Source organism: Lentzea sp. JNUCC 0626, from assembly GCF_043632865.1.
Taxonomy (GTDB): domain Bacteria; phylum Actinomycetota; class Actinomycetes; order Mycobacteriales; family Pseudonocardiaceae; genus Lentzea.
Map to the genome: position 1 here is coordinate 2,633,734 of NZ_CP171635.1, position 17,069 is coordinate 2,650,802.

The following is a 17,069-nucleotide window of genomic DNA, read 5'->3' on the forward strand; positions in this document are numbered from 1 at the left end:
CGTTCTCCTTCGATTGCAGGGGAATCAGGAGGCGTCGAGCACGTCGCAGACCATCCGCGCACCGGTCAGGTCGGTGGCGCAGACGCCGAGGAACGCGCCGGTGAACCCCTCGACCGCGGTACCCGTGCTGCCGGCGACGGCCGTGCGGGCGGCGTGCTCGTCGGACAGCAGGCGCGTGTCGAGGACGGGCCCGACCGGCTGCCACTCGCCGTGCGGGCGGGCGACGGCGAACCGCAGTTCGGTGCGGTCGACCCGCGCCCGCATCCGCACCGGACCTTCGTGCGGCCACGGAATCGGGGCGCCGAGCGGATCGAGCAACGTGCCCTGGTCGCAGGTGAGCACGGTCAGGCAGCGGCCGATCCGCTCGTCGTGGGTGAGCTGGAGCCAGTGCCACAACGCCGAGTCGTAGTAGTGGATCAGCCCGGCCATCTGCTGGAAATGGCTCGGCTGGGCGTCGATCACAACGGTCAGGTCCTCGGACATCGCCTGCTGGCGGCGGGCGAACAGGCTCACGTCGTGCCGGCTCGCCGGTGACTGGTCGGCACGCAACCGGATCGCGCCGAGCCGTTCGCTGCGCGAGAGCCACGACGGATCGGGCACCCGCCGGACGCTCTGCCACTGCGGCCCGAACGCCGTGACAGGCGCGGCCTGCTGCACCGGGTAGTCGTCGGGAATCGGCACCGACGTGGCGGGCACTCCTCCGTCGACGCGCGGCCAGCCGTCGATCCACTCGACGCGCTGGATCGACGTTTCCCGCCCCAGCACGCAGTGTCCGGCGTTGTCGACCGGGCGGGCGGCGAGGTGGGCGACGAACCAGCGGTCGCGTTCGTCGTGCACCAGGCTGCCGTGGCCCGCCTTCTTCAGCTCCAGCCCGGTGTGCCCGGCGCTGGTCAGCATCGGCCCTCGAGGATCAGCCTCGTAAGGGCCGTGCAGATCGCGGGAACGGGCCACCGTGACCGCGTGCGACCAGCTCGTGCCGCCTTCCGCGACCACCAGGTAGAACCAGCCGTCGCGGTGCAGCAGGTGCGGTCCCTCGGTGAGCCCGATCGCGGTCCCGGTGAAGATGACCTCGGCATCGCCGATCAACGTCCGGGTCGCGCGGTCGAACTCCTGCAACAGGATCCCGGAGAACCGCGTGCGGCCCGGCCGGTGGTCCCACTGCATCGACAGCAGCCACGACCGGCCCTCGTGGTGGAACATCGACGGGTCGAAGCCGCGCGCGTGCAACGGCACTGGATCCGTCCACGGCCCGTGCAACGACGGCGCCTGCACGTGGTAGTTGGGCGAGTCGTAGAAGCCGTCGACGTTGTAGCCCAGCATGTTCGTGTAGACGAGATGGAACGTGCCGTCCACATGCGACAGACCAGGCGCCCACACGCCACCGGAGTCCGGCACCCCGCGCAGGTCGAGCTGCGCGCGCCGGGTCAGCGGGTGCGGCAGCGGTTCCCAGGTGACGAGGTCCGTGCTGCGGTGCAACGTCACGCCGGGGAACCACTGGAACGTCGAGGTGGCGACGACGAACTCGCCGTTCACCCTGATCATCGACGGGTCGGGGTGGAAGCCCGGCAGCACGGGGTTCTGCGCCACCCGTACGCTCGTGCGCGTCGCCGTCACGCGACCACGCTCCCCTGCGCCAAGCCCTGCCTCCAGTGCCGTTGCAACAGGAGGAAACACACGACGAGCGGCACCACGGCCAGGAACGCTCCCGTCACGACGAGGTGGAAGATGACCTGGTTGCCGACCGCGGGCTGGGTGTTCCAGTCCTGCAACCCGAGCGTGAGCGGGAACAACTCGCGCGAGTTCAGCATCACCAGCGGCAGGAAGAAGTTGTTCCAGATCGCCACGAACTGGAACAGGAACACCGTCACCAGGATCGGCGACATGATCCGCAGGACCACCGTGCGGAAGACCCGCCACTCCGAAGCTCCGTCCATCCGCGCGGCCTCCAGCACCTCGTCGGGCACCGAGGAGATCGCGTACAACCGGCAGAGGTAGACCCCCATCGGCGACACCAGGCTCGGCAGCAACACCGCCCACGGCGTGTTCTGCAGGCCCACCGCCGACATGAGGAAGTACAACGGCAACGCCAGCGCCGTCACGGGCACCAGCACCGCACCGACGATCAGCCACGACACGGTTCCGTTGCCAGGGAAGGAGAACTTGCCGAGCGCGTACCCGGCCATCGCGGCCAGCGCCGTCGCCCCCAGCGCCCCGCCACCCGCGTACAGCAGCGTGTTCGCCGTCCAGCGCAGGTAGATGCCGTTCTCGTAGGACAGCGTCTGCCCGATGTTGTCGAACAGCGCGAACCGTTCGGGCAACGCGAACCCGAACGTGCTGAACAACTCGTCCCGGCCCTTCGTCGCCGAGATCACCAGCCAGAGCAACGGAAGCACGAAGTAGGCCGACGCGAGCACCAGCACCACGTGCGCGGGCAGGAGTTTGAGCCTCATCAGATCACCCCGTGCCGACGGCCGAGTCGCAGGAAGTACAGGCTGCACAGGAACGTCACCACGGCGAGCGCCACCGCGATCGCCCCCGCGTAACCGGACTGCCCCTCCGCGAACGCCTTCTGGTACGCGTACACGTTCGGCGTGTAGTAGCTGGTGATCGTCGCCGACAACGGCTTGAGCACCGCGGGTTCGTTGAAGAACTGGAACGCCCCGATCAACGAGAACAACAGGCTCAACCCGATGGCGGGCAACACCATCGGCAGCTTGACCCGCACCGCGAGCCTGAACTCACCGCACCCGTCGAGCTTCGCGGCCTCGTGCACGCTCACCGGGATCGCCTGCAACGCGGCCAGCACGATGATCATGTTGTAGCCGATCCACTCCCACGCGGCGATGTTCGTCATCGACAGCAGCACCGCGTTGCCGTTCAGGAAGTCCGGGCTGTCCCAGCCGACCGCGGAGAACGTCCGCACGATCGGGCTGAACTGCGGCTGGTAGAAGAACCCCCACAGCAGCGTCGCGATCACCGCGGGCACCGCGTACGGCAGGAACACCAGCAGCCGGAACACCTTCCGGGCCCGGACGAGGGCCGAGTCGAGCAGCAGCGCCAGCACCGTGGCGACGACCATGATCAGCGGGATGGTCAGCAGCGCGTAGGCCAGGACGCGGAGCAGGCCCTCGTGGAACTTCGGGTCGGCGAGGACGTCGAGGTAGTTGGCGAGACCCGCGAACGTGTCGGTGGTGGTGCCGAGCAGGCCGTTGCGGCGGGGTTGGAAGAGGCTCTGCCAGACCGCGACGCCGATGGGGACGAGGAAGAACGCCGCGAAGGCGAGGGCGAAGGGGGCGAGGAACAGCCACGGCGCGAAGGACTTGCGGCGCGACACGAGCGTTGTCACGAGGAACCTTTCGAAGTGGGGCCCACCCGGCGCCGTGCCCAGGACGCGACGACGCCAGGTGGGTGTCCGGTCAGCCGCCGACGGCGAAGCCCTGCTTGCCCATGTCCTCGACCGTCCGCCGCTGCAACGCGTCCAGCGCCTGCGACACCGTCTGCCCGCCGCCCGCGACCTTGCCGAACTCGTCGGTGAACGCCGGGAACGCGCTCGTCATCGTCGGCCCCCAGGTGAAGTTCGGGTTCACCTGCTTCGAGGCCTCGTTGAAGATCTCGTAGATCTTCTGGCCGCCGTAGAACTCCTGCGGCTTCGCGAACGACGGGTCGAGCAGCCCCGACCGGTCGGCCGGGAAGATCGACGACTTGGTGATCAGCGAGTTCAGCGACTGCTGGTCGGTGTTGAGCCACTCGATGAACTTCGCGGCCCGATCGGCGTGCTTGCTGCTGCTCGTCACCGAGATCGACGAACCGCCCCAGTTGCCGACCTGCGGGGTGGCCGGGTCCCACTGCGGCAGCGGGGCGACGGCCCACTTGCCGGTGCTCGCGGCCATGGCGCCCTTGAGGTACGAGCCCGCCCACACGGGTGCGGCCCAGGTGGCGACCGTGCCGGTGGTCAGGTCGGAGACCCAGCCGGTACTGAAGTCCGGTTCGGCCTTCACGAGCTTGCGGCTGATCAGGTCCTGCCAGAGGTCGGCGACGGGCTTGGACTCCGGCGGGTTCATGGACACCGTCCACTTGTCACCCTCGGTGCCGAACCAGCGCGCACCGGCCTGCCAGTTGAGGCCCGCCCACTGACCGGCCTCGTTGGTGGCGAACGTGGCGAGGTACTTCGACGGGTCGGCGGCGTGCAGCTTCTCGGCCTGCGCCTTGTACTCGTCCCAGGTCTTCGGCACGGTCAGGCCGTACTGGGTGAAGACGTCGGTGCGGTAGAACAACGCCATCGGCGCGATGTCCTGCGGGACGCCGTAGAGCTTGCCCTGCTGGAAGACCTGGTTCCACACCCACTCGGGGAAGCGGTCGCGCAGGCCGTCGCCGACCTTGCCGGTCAGGTCCGCGAGGCACCCGCAGGCGATCATCGACGGCACGAACTGGTACTCGACCAGGGCGATGTCCGGCGCGTTGCCGGCCTTCACCGCGGCCTGGAGCTTCGCGTAGTAGTCCTGGGCGGGGACCTTCTCCGCCTTGATCGTCGTGTCCGGGTTGCGCTCGTTCCAGATCGCGACCTCGGCACTGTTGTCGAGGAACGTCCAGAACGTGAGCTCCACCGGTCCGGTGCTCTGGGTGGAGCCGGTGCCGCAGGCGGCGACGGCGAGCAGGGCCGCGACGACGACGGCGGCGAGGCGGCGTCCGCGTTGACTCATGGCAGGTTCCTCCGACGAGGGCGAGGTGTGTGCCGCGAGACGCTAGGAACCGGCGTTCGCAACCGACAAGGTTTCGGCTCCGAAAAGCGTCCGACTTTCGACCCAGCACCGAAAACCCGCAGTTCAAAGTTACGAAACTCGACCGAAAGCCATCGCAACCCTTATCGTCGCGGCGTGACTGGCAAGCCCACGTTGGCGCACATCGCGGACCTGGCCGGGGTGTCCGTCCCGACCGTGTCGAAGGTCCTCAACGGACACCGGGACGTCGCCGCGAGCACCCGCGAGCAGGTCGAGCGGATCGTGGCCGAGGAGGGGTATGAACGTCCACAGAGGACGGCACCGCGACCGCGCCGCAGCCGGGCCGCGCTGCTGGACCTGGTGATCAACGAGTTGGACAGCTCGTGGGCCACCGAGATCCTCGCGGGCACCGAGGAGGTCGCTCGCGAGCACGGCATGCACCTCGTGCTGACCGCCGTGCACAAGTCGCCGACGCCGGACAAGGGCTGGCTCGAGTCGCTCACCGCGCGCGGTACCCGAGGTGTGCTGCTCGTGCTCTCGGACCTCAGCGCCCGGCAACGCTCCGAGCTGCACCGGCTGTCGATCCCGTTCGTCGTGGTCGACGCGCTGGGCAGGCAGGACCCGGCGTCGCCGTCGGTCGGCGCGACCAACTGGCACGGCGGCTATTCGGCGGTGCAGCACCTGGTGTCGTTGGGGCACAGGCGGATCGCGGTGATCGGCGGCCCCGAGCAGATGATGTGCACGAAGGCGCGGCTCGCCGGGTACCACGCGGCGCTGGAGGTCGCGGGCATCGCGCCCGACCCCCGACTGGTCCGCTACGGCGACTTCCGCCACGAGCAGGGATACCTGCACACCAAGGCGTTGCTGGCGCTGCCCTCTCCCCCGACCGGCATCTTCGCGGGCAGCGACCTGCAGGCTCTCGGCGCGTACCAGGCGTTGCACGAACACCACCTGCGCGTGCCCGACGACGTGAGCGTGGTCGGGTTCGACGACCTGCCGTTCGCGCCGTGGACCGCGCCCCCGCTGACCACGGTCCGGCAACCGCTGCGCGAGATGGGCGCGCTCGCGACCCGCATGCTGATCTCGTTGATCCGGGGCGAGAAGCTCACGGCCCCCAGGGCCGAACTGGCGACCAACCTCGTCGTGCGCGGCAGCACGGCCACCGCGAAGCGCGCCTGACTGCCACAGAGCGCGTCCAAGCAATACGCTCGAAGATCATGGGCGCACACAAGCCGAAACGTCCCGTCATCAACGACCCGATGCTCACCACACCGATGGCGAGGCTGATGGCGCTGGCCATGGGCACCAACATCCGCGTGTTCGACGTGCCCGCCCGGCACAGCATCGGGCTCGCCGGTCTCGTCGGCGTCGACCTGGACGCGCCGGGCGGGCCGGTCTGCAAGATCGGCCTCACCGACGACCTCGACGACGACATGCGCGCCGACGTGCTGGCGTTCGGCATCGCGGTGCTCGTCGGCACGCCCGAACTGCTCAACGAGAGCGAGGACGGCGTGCTCGGCATCAGCCGCGAACGCCTGCCGCAGGCGAACAACGGCCCCGGCAACCTGGCGTGGCACATGCTGGAGACGTGCGGCCGCAACTCGCCGTCGGCGACGTTCCGGCTGATGGTCATCCAGTCCGACGACGACTGACGGGGTGCGGGCAGGAAGCCCGCACCCCGTTCCGGATCAGTCCACCACGGCCTTCAGCCGGGCGATCGCGTCGGTCTCGGCGTCGTACAACGCGCTGAGCTGCTTGCCCATGTCCGCGAACTCGGTCAGCGCGCCCAGCGCGTGCCACATCTCGGCGATCTCCCGCCAGCGCGGCGCCTGCTCGGAATGCCCTGCCTCGTCGAGGAAGTCGGCGAACAACGGCCGCAGGTTGCCGCCGGTGACGCCGTACCGTCCGTCGACGCCCTCCCGCACCCCGCGCAACGCGACGTCGAGCCCCTGGCCGTCCGCGAAGACCTTCGGCCACGCCTTGGCGGCCTTGGTGTCGGTCATCATCCGCGCCCACTTGCGCCACGCGGGCAGCGAGAACGAGTCGGACTTCTGCGACAGGTGCTCGACGCAGTCCCGCAGCCCCTCGCGCACCGCCACCTCGACGTCGATCGCGCGGTCCTCGTCGGTGATCACGAGCGCCTGGTTCTTCCAGGTCCCGACGCGGGCGTTGGCGCGGTCGAGGTCCTCGCGGGCCACGGTGAACGGCGCCAGGTTGCGGTCGTCGAGGTACACCTGGTCCCCGGCTGTGGCGTAGGCGACGACCGGGTGACCACCGTGGCCGTCGAACTCCTCCGGCAGGTCCCAGTAGCCGATCTGGAAGCGGTCCGGCCACACCATCACGGCGTTGCCGGCGTCGAGCTGTCCGGTCAGCCACGTCTGCGCGGCCTTGTTCGCGGACCGGTGCCACTCGTGCTCGATCCCCAGCCGGTTGAGCGCCTTCTCGGTGCGGCGGGTGATGTACTGCCAGGAGTTGCAGAAGCCGAGCGTGACGTGCCGGCTGTTGTGCTGCTTGAACTCCCACAGGATGTAGCCCGCGCCGAGCCCGCCGCCGATGCCGAAGAGCAGCGCCTCGGTCAGGCCGGTGATCCCCCGCGCGGCCAGCATCGTGTTCACCCCGGCCGAGTCCGGGTCGGTGCCCCCGCGCAACGTCCAGCCGCCGGCGGGCGACGCGCCCGTCAGGTGGGCCAGTGCGGTCGTGTAGCGCTCGCCGGTCTTCGCCATTCGGGCACGGACCTGGGCCTTGAGCTGCTTGCGTGACGTCATCGCCGAACTCCCCGGCCGTCGCACCAGACACCCGAACCCCACGCGCTCCGATGTCACGACAGCCTTGGTTCGGAAGGCATGACGAGGTCGGCGTCCCGAGGCACTCAGGTCCCCTTTGCCCCCGCGAGAGCCGGGTGGCGTGGGCACCCGGTCAGGAGGTTCGGCGTGGAACTCGCCGGGACGCATCCTAACCGCAAGAGCGCTTCTCGGGCATCCCGCCGCGCCGACGGTTCACATCTGCCAGCCGACCCCGTACCCCAGGTAGAGCGCCGGTCGTTCGAACCTCAGCTCGGCCTCCCCCGCGTCGTCCAGTTCGACGGGAGTCGCGGCGGGTTCGGCGTTGTCGAACGTCCGCACGGTCTCCCCGTCCACTCGCCGGACCCACCTCGGTGTCGCGCCGAACCGCACGCGCACGATGAACCGGTTGTACTGGCACTCCGCCGTCAGCACGTAGTGCGGGCGCATCGGCTGGCCCGGCGGAATCCTCAGCAACAACCCGTACTCGTGGCTCTGGCCCGCGCGCAACGGCTCCGGGAACCTGATCGCGAACCGGAACTGACTGCGCGTGGGCTGCTCGCGGCGCACGATCCGGCCCCCGTAGAGCAGCTCGCCGTGCAGCGCGGGCCGGGACCCGCCGTCGTCCTGGGGCACGTCCATCCACGCCCGCACCTCGCGCAGGCCGTCGCGGAGGGCCACGATCCTGCGGTGCTCGTGGAACTCGGGACTCGCGACGTCCAGGCGCACCAACGTTCTCAGCTCGTCCACGTACCAGCCCGTCGGCGCGGTGCCGTCGCGGCGGTGCAGTTCCACCGCGATCTCCCGCGCGAGCAGCCGTTCGGCGTCGTCGATGCGCCGCAACGCCGTGCGCTCGTCGCGTTCCAACCGTGCCGCGAGCCACGACACCCTGTCCTTGAAGTGCCGCATGTCCTTCGTCTCGCCGGCCAGCCCCAGACTCGCCCGCACGGACGTGCGCAGGTCCTCCGGCAGTTCGGCGGCGCACGAGTCGAGCGCGGTGATCAGCACCCCGCGCCCGACCAGTTCCCGCAACGAGTCCCCCAGCAGGTCGTCCACGTTGCCCGCGCGGACCCCACGCCCCTTGCGCAACGCGCGGATCTCCGCCCTGATCAGCTCGGCCGACCCCACCACTGCGCTCCCCCCGCGGATGTCAACTACCTGACACTCGTCGCCCCTCCCTGTCATCTTCGGCACGAGCTGTCGTCCGTTACGACTCCCCCGCGGCGGCCGCGCCCCAGAGGATTTGGGCCGGTACAAACCCGGAGGGGATTTCATGAGACGTGTCATTTCAGGTGTTCTGGCCACGGTGTTCGCGGCGGCGGCGCTGGTCGCGGGCTCGGGGACCGCCTCGGCGGACTGGACCTTTCCGCCGGGGCAGACCGGATCGACCTGCACCAGCCCCGAATACCTGCCGGGGAGCACCTCGCGGTACTGGACGACCTGCGTCCACGTCACCCCCACCGAGGTCTACTTCACCATGAACTTCAGCAACTACGGCGGCTCCCCGTGGCTGATCGAAGTCGCCCTCAACATGTACACGGTCAACTCAGGCACCCAACAGGGCTGCAACCCGTTCTTCAACTTCACGGTGCCCACCTCCTCGACGTGGACCACCCCGGCGTCGAACTGCACGGTGCCCCGCCAGATCGCGACCTACCAGGGCAGGGGCTTCGTGGCCATCGGCAACCTCTACCGGGACAGGTACAACGTGCCGGTCCACGCCCAGTAGCGGGGCTCGGGGGTGGCGCCTGCACGCGAGAGGCGCCGCCCCGAGGGTCACTTCTTCAGCCGGCGGCTGCCCGCGTGCCAGTCCTCGACCTGCCCGGTCTCCTCGACCGTCACGCCGAACGACGGCAACTGCGGGCGTTCGCGCAGACTCCGCTTCAGCTCGGCGAAGCCGGGGAACCGGGCGAGGCCGACCACGTGGTCCCACAGTTCGGCGGCCTGGTCCTCGTCGGGCAGGCGGCTGATCACCGGTCCGAAGAACGCCACGCCGTGCGGCGGTTCGAAGTGGACGATCGGGGTGCCGACGTCCTTGCCGGTCAACGACAACGCCTCGTCCGACTCGGCCTGGATCTCGGCGTCGCGGCTCTCGTCGTCGAGAGCGCCCGCGAACAGGACGGGCAGCCCGGCCTCGGCGAGCGCGTCCGAGGCGAGTTCGCGGGAGCCCTGCCAGCCCGGTGCGCGGGTGTCGTCGGGCAGGACTTCGAGGATCCGCTTGCCGAACGCCTCGTACAGCGGGCCGATCGCCTCGCGGCCGTGCTGCTCCCGCACCGCCGACGCCACCCGCAGCAGTCGCAGGCCCGCCGTGTGCTGGGCCTCGTACTCGGGCGGGAAGTGCGTGGCGTAGTCGAGGTGGGAGTTGATCTGGCGCAGCGAGATGAACCGCCAGTCGACGGTGTAGCCGCGCTGCGCCTGCACGATCCGCAGCCACTTGCTGGTCATCCAGGCGAACGGGCAGATGGGGTCGAAGTAGAAGTTGACGTCGGCGTTGCTCATGACTGTCCTTTCGGGACTCAACGGGTCGGGAAGGCGTGCTTGCGGGCGAGGATCACGACAGCGACGGCGGGCAGCAGGAGGACCACGGCGGCGATCATCAGCGAGCCGGAGCCGAAGCCCGCGAGCAGCACACCGCCGACGAGTCCGCCGAGTCCGATGCCGAGGTTCCAGGTCGTCACCATGGACGACTGGGCCACGTCGGCGTGCTCGCCCGCCGCGCGCATCAGCGCCGACTGCAGGAGGATCGCCGCGCCACCGAACGCCAGGCCCCACGCGGTGACCGCGAGGTAGTCGGCGAGCGGGCTGGAAGTGGCCACCGCCAGCACCGCCGCCGAGACGGCGAAGAGCGCGGTGCTCGCCACGACCAGCCTGCGGTGGTGCCGGTCGATCAGCACGCCGGTCAGCCAGATGCTGAGGATCGAGGCGATGCCGAAGGCGAGCAGGATCCACTGGAGGTGATCCTGCAGGCCGACAGAGGCGAGGACCGGCGCGATGTAGGTGTAGAGGATGGTGTGCGCCAGCACGAACGCCCCGGTCACCGCGAGCACGGTGCGCAGGCCGTCGAGCTTCAGGATGCGGCGCAACGGAATCCGGTCGCCGGCGGGACGGCCCGGGAAGTTCGGCAGGGTCCACGCGGTCCAGGCGATCAGCAGCCCTGCCAGGGCCGAGACGAGTCCGAACGTGAGCTGCCACCCCACCACCTTGCCGAGGTAGGCGCCCACAGGCACGCCGAGCGACAACGCGACGGGCGTTCCAGCCATCGCGAACGCCATCGCCCTGCCCTTCAGACCGGGAGCGACGAGCCGCGCGGCGTACCCACCGAGCAGGCTCCAGACGACGCCGGAGGACGCGCCCGCGAGGAACCGGGCGACCATCGTGACGGTGAAGTCCAGCGAGACGGCGGTGACGAGGTTGGCGATCACGAACCCGGCCAGCGCGGTCAGCAACAGGTTCCGGCGCGGCCAGGACGCCGTGGCGAGCGAGACGGGGATGGCGGTCAGCAGCGTGCCGATCGCGTAGATCGTGACGGTCTGGCCCGCCACGGATTCGGGGACGCCGAGCGCGGTGCTCATCTGCGGCAGCACGCCCGCGGGCAGCGCCTCGGTGAGCGTGGTGATGAGTCCGGCGGTGAAGAGCGCGATGAGCGGCAGCAGTGGCAGGCGTGTCGCGGGAGCCACGCGCGAGACGTCGATCTGGGTGGTGGACACGATTTCCTCGATCTGGGGTCGAAGTCGCCGCGTTCGCGGTGACTTCGGCTAGGCTCCAACGTTGACATAGGTGTGAGGGCAAGCCGCGGGAGCTGTGATGCGCATCAAAGAGCTGTCCGAGCGGACCGGCGTCTCCCCGCGACTGCTGCGCTACTACGAGCAGCAGGGGCTCCTCGCACCGCAGCGCCAGGAGAACGGCTACCGCGACTACGACGAGCCCCTGGTCGTGCGGGTGGAACAGATTCGCAGCCTGCTGGACGCCGGACTGACGACCGAGATCATCAGGGCCGTGCTGCCGTGCATCGCCGAGGCGGCCGATTCCCGTTACCCCGCACCGGATTTCGTGAGCAGGGTGTGCGAGGAGCGCGAACGCATGGCGGAGCGCCTCGCGCATCTCGCCAAGAACCTCCAGGCGATCGACGACTACCTGGCGGCGGTCGTACAACGTTGAAAGGGCGTGGCTCATCGCGAGCCACGCCCTTTCCGTTGAACGACTCTTCAGTTGAACCGGGAGTACGCCGGATCCGTCCACGAGCCGGGGAAGGCGTTCTCGGTCCACACCGCCTCGTGCACGCGGAAGACCGTCTCCTGCCCGTTGCGCGGTCCGCCGCCCTGCTCCGCGGACCAGCGGACCTCCGCCGTCCCGGTCAGCTGCAGCGTCGCGCCGGACTCCCAGTCGGGGAACAGCAAGCCCGCCAACGGGTTCACGGTGAGGTTACCCGCCGTCATCATCATCGCGTTGCCCACGAAGTCCGGCCACACCAGCTCGGTGGGCGAGACGACCCGGACGAACCCGGGGTTGCCGCCGCGATGCGAAACGTCCACACCGGACTCCACGCCCGTGGCGATGAAGAAGGTGTCGGCGGTCGACACCAGCACCGACTGCCGCGTGTCGAGCGCCTCGCTCCGTTGTACGACGGGGTGGAACTCCGGCGGCTCCTCGGTCATGACGCGGGCCTGGATGTACTTGGGGCAGTTGCCGAACGCCTGGTGCACGTCGACTTCCCCGCCACCGTCGACGGGCCGCCACCGGCCGTTGATCCGCAACCTCTTGCGCATCACCAGGTCGATGGCGAGCGTGCCGACGTCCGCCTCGTGCCGCAGGACGTCCGCCAGCGGGTCGGTCGGCACCACGGTCGCCTCGGCGCGCAACGTGTATGCGTCGGGTGCCGTCAGGAAACCCTCCGACCCCACCAGCGTGGTCGCCCACGGGCGGCCGCGTTCGTCACGGGCGCCCAGCACCAGCATCTGCTGGCGCGTCAGGAAGTCGAACGCTCCGCGCGGGATGGCGTCGGAGATGATCGGGTGCACCCTCGCCGCCGGCTCGGCGGTTCCGGCCACCCGTTGCGCTTCGAGCTCGCCGGGGTGGAAGGCGAGCCGGTCGACGAGGTCCGTCATGGCGGCTAGAAGGTCAGGACCTGGTAGCCGGTCGCCACCAGTTCCCTGATGCTCGCGCCGGCCGGGATGCCGGGCGCCTGGTTCTGGCTGAGCTGCTTGACGTCCTCGCCCTCGACGCTCTCGGTGGCGCCGAAGACGGTCGCGCACCCGGCGGACGCGACCGTGGCGACCTGCTTGCGCACGGCGGTGTACAGCTCGTGGGCGGGGTGCTCGGGGTCGGCGAGCACGGCGGGCCAACGCGTGCCGGTGCCCTGGAACACCACCAGCGCCTCGCCGCCCTGTCCGAACTCCCACGCGGTGGCGAGGGCGTTGACGACGCGGCCGAGCGCCTCCTCCGTGCCGGTCGACGGGTCGGACAGCACCACGACGGCGGTCTTGCTGGTCATGATCGTTCTCCTTGCGGTCGGAAACTGACTCGCTCAGCATTACCGAACGATCGGTAAACTTCAAGGTGACCAACCCCACCTCGCTCACCAGCGGGTATTTCTTTACCGTTCGTTCGGTAACCGCTCGGCCACTGCTGTGAGGAACCCCCGCATGAACGTCACGATCACCGCCAGGACCACCGTCGCGACGGGTGTCGTCGCCCTGTCGCTCAAGTCCGGGGACGACCTGCCGCCGTGGCGTCCCGGCGCGCACGTCGACGTGACGCTGCCGAACGGGCTGACCCGGCAGTACTCGTTGTGCGGCGACCCGGCCGACCGGTCGACGTGGCGCATCGCGGTCCTGCTCGAGGAGTCGTCGCGCGGCGGTTCGGCGTGGATCCACGCGCAGGCGTTCGAGGGCGACGCGCTGACCGTCAGCGCGCCCAGGAACCTCTTCGAGCTGGAACCCGCCGAGCGGTACGTGTTCATCGCGGGCGGGGTGGGCATCACGCCGATCCTGCCGATGATCGCCGAGGCCGAGCGGTCGGGAATCCCGTGGACCCTCTGGTACAGCGGGAAGTCCGGCAAGTCGATGGCGTTCACCGACGAACTCGAACGCTACGGCGACCACGTCCGTCTCGTCCCCGGCGGCCGTGTCCCCGTCGACGAGGTCCTGGCCACCCCCGCGCCGGGAACCGCCGTGTACTGCTGCGGACCCGAGTCGATGGTCGAGGCCGTCGAGAACGCCTGCCGCACCTGGGAACCCGGCACGCTGCACGTCGAACGCTTCACCGCGGCCACGCCCCAGGACGGCAGCTTCGACGTCCACCTGACACAGTCCGGAGTGGACATTCGAGTCGAGGAGGGCGTCTCGGTGCTGGACGCCCTGCTTGAGGCCGGGGTCGAGGCCGACTACTCGTGCACGCAGGGGTTCTGCGGGACGTGCGAGACGCGGGTGCTCGAAGGCGTGCCCGAGCACCTCGACGACTACCTGGACCACTCCGCGCCGACGGACACGATGATGATCTGCGTGTCGCGCTCCCGGTGCGCGCGGCTGGTCCTGGACCTCTAGGGCATCAGCAGCTTCGGCAGCAGTTCGATGCTCTCGGCGAACGCCGTGTGGTCCCCCATCACGCGGCCCAGCACCAGCGCGCCCTCGATCCGCAGGAAGACCTCCCTGGCGGCCCGTTCCACGTCTTCGGGCGAACGCCCGGCGCGTTGCGCGGCCTCGGCCATCGCGTCGATCCACGCCGTCGCGAGCGAGCGCGCCTGGTCGCGGATCTTCTGCGGCGTCCCGCCGAGCGTCATGGTGTCGAGCACGCAGGACAACGCCCCGGCGCCGTAGAAGTCGCCGATGCGGCGGGCGGTCTCGGCCATGCCCTGCGCGACGTCCTCGTCCTCCTTCAGCGGCGCGAGGATCCAGCCGAACGTCTCGCCGATCTTGGCGAGGACCGTCTCCGCCATCTCCTCCTTGCCGCCGGGATACCGGTGGTAGAGGCTCGCCCGCTGCAGGCCGGACGCCGTCGAGAGGTCGCCGATCGCGGTGCCGTCGAAGCCCTTCTCGCGGAACACCGCCGTCAGCGCGATGAGCAGGTCGGCTTCGTCGATGGAGGGAGGTCGTGCCATCCCCCCATGTTACCGAACAATCAGTCAAATAGGCCGGGGCAGACCCACTCACGGTGTCCCCTGTCCGGCTCCGGCTGACCGAACAGGTGGTTTACCGCCTCACCGGCACTGGCCCGTTTCGGAACGGGGTACCTCAGCGGGGAGTCTCCAGAGCCAGGAGGAACGATGCTTGAGCAGGCAGGCAAGATTCTTCTCCCGGTGGTCACGCTGATCTCCGGTCTCGTCGCCGGACCGACCGAGGCCACCACCATCAGAACAACGGCCCCGGTCGCCCGGACGCAGTCGTTCTGGCTGCACCTCAACAGCACGCCGGTGTCCGACGCCACGATCGCCACCGAGGCCAAGCGCCGTGCCCACGTCGTGCTGAACGCGTGGGAGGGCGACATCCTGAAGAAGCTCAAGGCCGCCAACCCGGCCGTGAAGGTGTACGTCTACAAGGACCTGTCGTCGACCCGGTCGTACGCGTGCAAGGGCGGGAAGGACGACGCTCACCTGCCTGCCGGGCTGGGCTACTGCGCCGTGCAGGCGTCCAATCCGGACTGGTTCCTCAAAGGACCGGACGGCCGGAACCTCGAGTACGCGGGCTACCAGGACCACTGGCAGATGGACGTCGGCAACCCCGCCTACCGCAAGGCGTGGGTGGATGCTGTCGTGACCACCTCCAAGGCCACCGGGTTCGACGGGGTGTTCCTCGACAACGCGCTGTACACGTGCGACGCGCACCACCCCGGCGTGTGCCCGCCGAAGTACCCCGACAACGCCTCGTTCCACGAGGCCTACAAAGGCATGCTGGCCGAGGTGAAGGCCGGGTTCGGTGCCGCGGGCCTGCTCTCGGTCGGCAACCTGACCAACGCACGCCTGCACGAGGGCGGCTGGGACGCGTACGGCGCCTACCTCGACGGCGGCTTCGACGAGTGGTGGCTGACGTTCTCCAGCGACCGGCTGCTGGAGGACTACCCGCAGGGCTGGCGCCGGCAGGTCGCCGAGATCGCCGGCAACGAGTCGAGCGGCAAGATGACCTGGGTGCAGCCGCACTTCGACGCGGGCGACACCAGGGCGTTCCGCTACGCGCTGGCCAGTCTGTTCATGACCACGAGCGGCAACGCGGCGATGGCCGAGATCGCGAAGACCGACGGCTACGCGGACCCCACGCCGTGGCACCCGGAGTACGACTGGAACCTGGGCCACCCGGCCGGTGCCTACCGGGCCATCGGCGACAAGGTGTTCCGCCGCGACTTCACCTGCGGTGTGGCGCTGGTCAACGCGAACCCGACCGGCAGCCCGCCGACCACGGTCCAGCTCCAGCGCACCTATCAGGACCACGACGGCAAGCCCGTGACGTCCGTGAGCATGCCCGGTACTACCGGCGTGCTGTTGCGCGCGAACTGCTGACCGCGAGCGCCGCGCCCGCCACCGTGACGACCGCCCCGACGAGTTGCAGCTCCGTCAGCGACTCGCCGAGGAACACCACGGACAACGCCGCGCACCCGACGTACAGCAGATCGCCCGCCAGCCGCCCGCCGCTGAACCCCGCCGCCAGGACCCCGGCGAAGAACACGACGGATCCGCCGACGCCCAGCACCAGTCCGAAAACCCGTGCGGGAGTGGCAGTTTCCTTGCCGCGCGCCAAGAAGAAGATCGTCGTCAGCACCGGCACGATCACGCTGCCGTCGATCGCCGGGGCCAGCGACACCGCCCAGAAGAACAGCACGTTGTAGCCGAACACGCCGATCAGCCCGGCGCCACCGGCCCGCCTCGAGAACCGTCCGGCGGAGCGAAACCGAAGCAGCACAACGAGAACGAGTGCCGCGCAACCGAACCGCAGCGGCGTGTACGTTCCTGACGCTCAGGCCTGCGCGCCGACGATCGCGGCGAGCAGCATCATCAACTCGGCGTCCCGTCCGGACGGCACCACGAACACCGACCGGGCCAGCGCGGTCCCGATGAGCACGAGGGTGAGCACGTCGATCTGCGCGGGATCGATCTCCCGCGCCAACTCACCACGCCGCACGGCCTTGGCGATGAGCTCGCCGAGCTGCGTGCGGACCGCGAGATACACGTCGTCGTGCAGGATCTGCCGCAGTTCGGGGTCGTGCGCGGCCTGGCCCATCAGGGAGAGCAACGCGGGACCGGTGGCGGTTTCGAGGATCTGCCGCTTGCGGTCCAGCAACTCCCGCAGGTCGCCTTCGAGCGTCCCGGTGTCGATGCCGGACAGCTCGGACTGGGCGATGTGCCGCGCGACGGCCCCGGCGAGCGCCTGCTTGGAGGGCCAGCGTCGGTACAACGACGCCGTGGAGGCACCGGCCCGCTTCGCGACGGCGGTGGTGGTGAAGGCGGCCCAGCCCGACTCGGTCAGGACCTCGATCGCCGCGCTGATCAGGGCCGCGTCCACCCGAGGATCTTTGGGGCGTCCCTGTGCCGCATCGTTCGTGGTCATCGCCGCCGAGTCTACAGGCCGCAGGAAACGAAAAGGAT

General features: G+C 69.5%; 19 protein-coding genes. 6 read left to right on the forward strand and 13 right to left on the reverse strand.

Annotated elements, in window-relative coordinates; translation table 11 throughout:
• Positions 1 to 24 precede the first annotated feature (24 nt).
• The 4 genes from JNUCC0626_RS11725 to JNUCC0626_RS11740 form a co-directional block, all read right to left on the reverse strand.
• Positions 25 to 1,614, reverse strand: coding sequence for a glycoside hydrolase family 43 protein (locus JNUCC0626_RS11725; RefSeq protein WP_394619736.1), 1,590 nt, complete (start codon positions 1,612 to 1,614; stop codon positions 25 to 27).
• Positions 1,611 to 2,450, reverse strand: a complete 840-nt coding sequence (locus JNUCC0626_RS11730; RefSeq protein WP_394619737.1) for a carbohydrate ABC transporter permease — start codon at positions 2,448 to 2,450, stop codon at positions 1,611 to 1,613. The genes JNUCC0626_RS11725 and JNUCC0626_RS11730 overlap by 4 nt, the downstream gene beginning before the upstream one ends.
• A complete protein-coding gene (locus JNUCC0626_RS11735) occupies positions 2,450 to 3,346 on the reverse strand; it encodes a carbohydrate ABC transporter permease (protein ID WP_394619738.1) in 897 nt (298 codons plus the stop codon). The genes JNUCC0626_RS11730 and JNUCC0626_RS11735 overlap by 1 nt, the downstream gene beginning before the upstream one ends.
• 70 nt (positions 3,347 to 3,416) lie before the next feature.
• Positions 3,417 to 4,700 carry an ABC transporter substrate-binding protein gene (locus JNUCC0626_RS11740; protein WP_394619739.1) on the reverse strand — a complete coding sequence of 428 codons (1,284 nt, stop codon included), beginning with the start codon at positions 4,698 to 4,700 and terminating at the stop codon, positions 3,417 to 3,419.
• A gap of 174 nt (positions 4,701 to 4,874) precedes the next feature.
• On the opposite strand from JNUCC0626_RS11740, the gene JNUCC0626_RS11745 reads away from it, so the two are divergent.
• Complete coding sequence (locus tag JNUCC0626_RS11745; RefSeq protein ID WP_394619740.1) at positions 4,875 to 5,897, forward strand: LacI family DNA-binding transcriptional regulator; 1,023 nt, start codon at positions 4,875 to 4,877, stop codon at positions 5,895 to 5,897.
• Positions 5,898 to 5,935: 38 nt separating this feature from the next.
• Positions 5,936 to 6,370 (forward strand): hypothetical protein, encoded by a 435-nt coding sequence (locus JNUCC0626_RS11750; protein WP_394619741.1) that lies wholly within the window; start codon positions 5,936 to 5,938, stop codon positions 6,368 to 6,370.
• A gap of 36 nt (positions 6,371 to 6,406) precedes the next feature.
• Here JNUCC0626_RS11750 and JNUCC0626_RS11755 read toward each other — a convergent pair whose 3' ends face one another.
• Together JNUCC0626_RS11755 and JNUCC0626_RS11760 are read right to left on the reverse strand one after the other, a co-directional pair.
• On the reverse strand, positions 6,407 to 7,483 hold the full coding sequence (locus JNUCC0626_RS11755) for a BtrH N-terminal domain-containing protein (RefSeq protein ID WP_394619742.1): 1,077 nt from the start codon (positions 7,481 to 7,483) through the stop codon (positions 6,407 to 6,409).
• 231 nt (positions 7,484 to 7,714) lie between these two features.
• Positions 7,715 to 8,626, reverse strand: a complete 912-nt coding sequence (locus JNUCC0626_RS11760) for a hypothetical protein (protein ID WP_394619743.1) — start codon at positions 8,624 to 8,626, stop codon at positions 7,715 to 7,717.
• 145 nt (positions 8,627 to 8,771) lie between these two features.
• Here JNUCC0626_RS11760 and JNUCC0626_RS11765 point away from each other — a divergent pair, with 145 nt between their 5' ends.
• Positions 8,772 to 9,227, forward strand: coding sequence for a hypothetical protein (locus tag JNUCC0626_RS11765; protein ID WP_394619744.1), 456 nt, complete (start codon positions 8,772 to 8,774; stop codon positions 9,225 to 9,227).
• A gap of 47 nt (positions 9,228 to 9,274) precedes the next feature.
• Here the strand turns inward: JNUCC0626_RS11765 and JNUCC0626_RS11770 are convergent, their stop codons facing one another.
• Positions 9,275 to 9,997, reverse strand: coding sequence for a hypothetical protein (locus JNUCC0626_RS11770; RefSeq protein ID WP_394619745.1), 723 nt, complete (start codon positions 9,995 to 9,997; stop codon positions 9,275 to 9,277).
• A gap of 17 nt (positions 9,998 to 10,014) precedes the next feature.
• Positions 10,015 to 11,205 (reverse strand): MFS transporter, encoded by a 1,191-nt coding sequence (locus JNUCC0626_RS11775; RefSeq protein ID WP_394619746.1) that lies wholly within the window; start codon positions 11,203 to 11,205, stop codon positions 10,015 to 10,017.
• A gap of 97 nt (positions 11,206 to 11,302) precedes the next feature.
• On the opposite strand from JNUCC0626_RS11775, the gene JNUCC0626_RS11780 reads away from it, so the two are divergent.
• Positions 11,303 to 11,656 (forward strand): MerR family transcriptional regulator, encoded by a 354-nt coding sequence (locus tag JNUCC0626_RS11780; protein WP_394619747.1) that lies wholly within the window; start codon positions 11,303 to 11,305, stop codon positions 11,654 to 11,656.
• 47 nt (positions 11,657 to 11,703) lie between these two features.
• On the opposite strand, the gene JNUCC0626_RS11785 is transcribed toward JNUCC0626_RS11780, so the two are convergent.
• Complete coding sequence (locus JNUCC0626_RS11785) at positions 11,704 to 12,603, reverse strand: pyridoxamine 5'-phosphate oxidase family protein (RefSeq protein ID WP_394619748.1); 900 nt, start codon at positions 12,601 to 12,603, stop codon at positions 11,704 to 11,706.
• Positions 12,604 to 12,608: 5 nt separating this feature from the next.
• Positions 12,609 to 12,989, reverse strand: coding sequence for a hypothetical protein (locus tag JNUCC0626_RS11790; protein ID WP_394619749.1), 381 nt, complete (start codon positions 12,987 to 12,989; stop codon positions 12,609 to 12,611).
• A gap of 151 nt (positions 12,990 to 13,140) precedes the next feature.
• On the opposite strand from JNUCC0626_RS11790, the gene JNUCC0626_RS11795 reads away from it, so the two are divergent.
• Positions 13,141 to 14,040, forward strand: a complete 900-nt coding sequence (locus tag JNUCC0626_RS11795) for a PDR/VanB family oxidoreductase (RefSeq protein WP_394619750.1) — start codon at positions 13,141 to 13,143, stop codon at positions 14,038 to 14,040.
• Here JNUCC0626_RS11795 and JNUCC0626_RS11800 read toward each other — a convergent pair.
• On the reverse strand, positions 14,037 to 14,594 hold the full coding sequence (locus tag JNUCC0626_RS11800) for a TetR/AcrR family transcriptional regulator (protein WP_394619751.1): 558 nt from the start codon (positions 14,592 to 14,594) through the stop codon (positions 14,037 to 14,039). The genes JNUCC0626_RS11795 and JNUCC0626_RS11800 overlap by 4 nt on opposite strands.
• Before the next feature lie 165 nt (positions 14,595 to 14,759).
• Between JNUCC0626_RS11800 and JNUCC0626_RS11805 the strand changes: the two genes are divergently transcribed.
• Positions 14,760 to 15,986 (forward strand): putative glycoside hydrolase, encoded by a 1,227-nt coding sequence (locus tag JNUCC0626_RS11805; RefSeq protein ID WP_394619752.1) that lies wholly within the window; start codon positions 14,760 to 14,762, stop codon positions 15,984 to 15,986.
• On the opposite strand, the gene JNUCC0626_RS11810 is transcribed toward JNUCC0626_RS11805, so the two are convergent.
• The gene (locus tag JNUCC0626_RS11810) at positions 15,955 to 16,386 is read right to left on the reverse strand and encodes a hypothetical protein (RefSeq protein WP_394619753.1); all 432 of its coding nucleotides are present in this window, start codon (positions 16,384 to 16,386) and stop codon (positions 15,955 to 15,957) included. The genes JNUCC0626_RS11805 and JNUCC0626_RS11810 overlap by 32 nt on opposite strands.
• A 54-nt stretch (positions 16,387 to 16,440) precedes the next feature.
• On the reverse strand, positions 16,441 to 17,031 hold the full coding sequence (locus JNUCC0626_RS11815) for a TetR/AcrR family transcriptional regulator (protein WP_394619754.1): 591 nt from the start codon (positions 17,029 to 17,031) through the stop codon (positions 16,441 to 16,443).
• Positions 17,032 to 17,069 lie beyond the last annotated feature (38 nt).

Coding starts and splice junctions, on each gene's coding strand:
- JNUCC0626_RS11730 (WP_394619737.1), bottom strand. CDS start 2,450: ATGAGGCTCAAACTCCTGCCCGCGCACGTGGTGCTGGTGCTCGCGTCG.
- JNUCC0626_RS11740 (WP_394619739.1), bottom strand. CDS start 4,700: ATGAGTCAACGCGGACGCCGCCTCGCCGCCGTCGTCGTCGCGGCCCTG.
- JNUCC0626_RS11750 (WP_394619741.1), top strand. CDS start 5,936: ATGGGCGCACACAAGCCGAAACGTCCCGTCATCAACGACCCGATGCTC.
- JNUCC0626_RS11755 (WP_394619742.1), bottom strand. CDS start 7,483: ATGACGTCACGCAAGCAGCTCAAGGCCCAGGTCCGTGCCCGAATGGCG.
- JNUCC0626_RS11765 (WP_394619744.1), top strand. CDS start 8,772: ATGAGACGTGTCATTTCAGGTGTTCTGGCCACGGTGTTCGCGGCGGCG.
- JNUCC0626_RS11770 (WP_394619745.1), bottom strand. CDS start 9,997: ATGAGCAACGCCGACGTCAACTTCTACTTCGACCCCATCTGCCCGTTC.
- JNUCC0626_RS11780 (WP_394619747.1), top strand. CDS start 11,303: ATGCGCATCAAAGAGCTGTCCGAGCGGACCGGCGTCTCCCCGCGACTG.
- JNUCC0626_RS11785 (WP_394619748.1), bottom strand. CDS start 12,603: ATGACGGACCTCGTCGACCGGCTCGCCTTCCACCCCGGCGAGCTCGAA.
- JNUCC0626_RS11790 (WP_394619749.1), bottom strand. CDS start 12,989: ATGACCAGCAAGACCGCCGTCGTGGTGCTGTCCGACCCGTCGACCGGC.
- JNUCC0626_RS11795 (WP_394619750.1), top strand. CDS start 13,141: ATGAACGTCACGATCACCGCCAGGACCACCGTCGCGACGGGTGTCGTC.
- JNUCC0626_RS11800 (WP_394619751.1), bottom strand. CDS start 14,594: ATGGCACGACCTCCCTCCATCGACGAAGCCGACCTGCTCATCGCGCTG.
- JNUCC0626_RS11805 (WP_394619752.1), top strand. CDS start 14,760: ATGCTTGAGCAGGCAGGCAAGATTCTTCTCCCGGTGGTCACGCTGATC.
- JNUCC0626_RS11815 (WP_394619754.1), bottom strand. CDS start 17,031: ATGACCACGAACGATGCGGCACAGGGACGCCCCAAAGATCCTCGGGTG.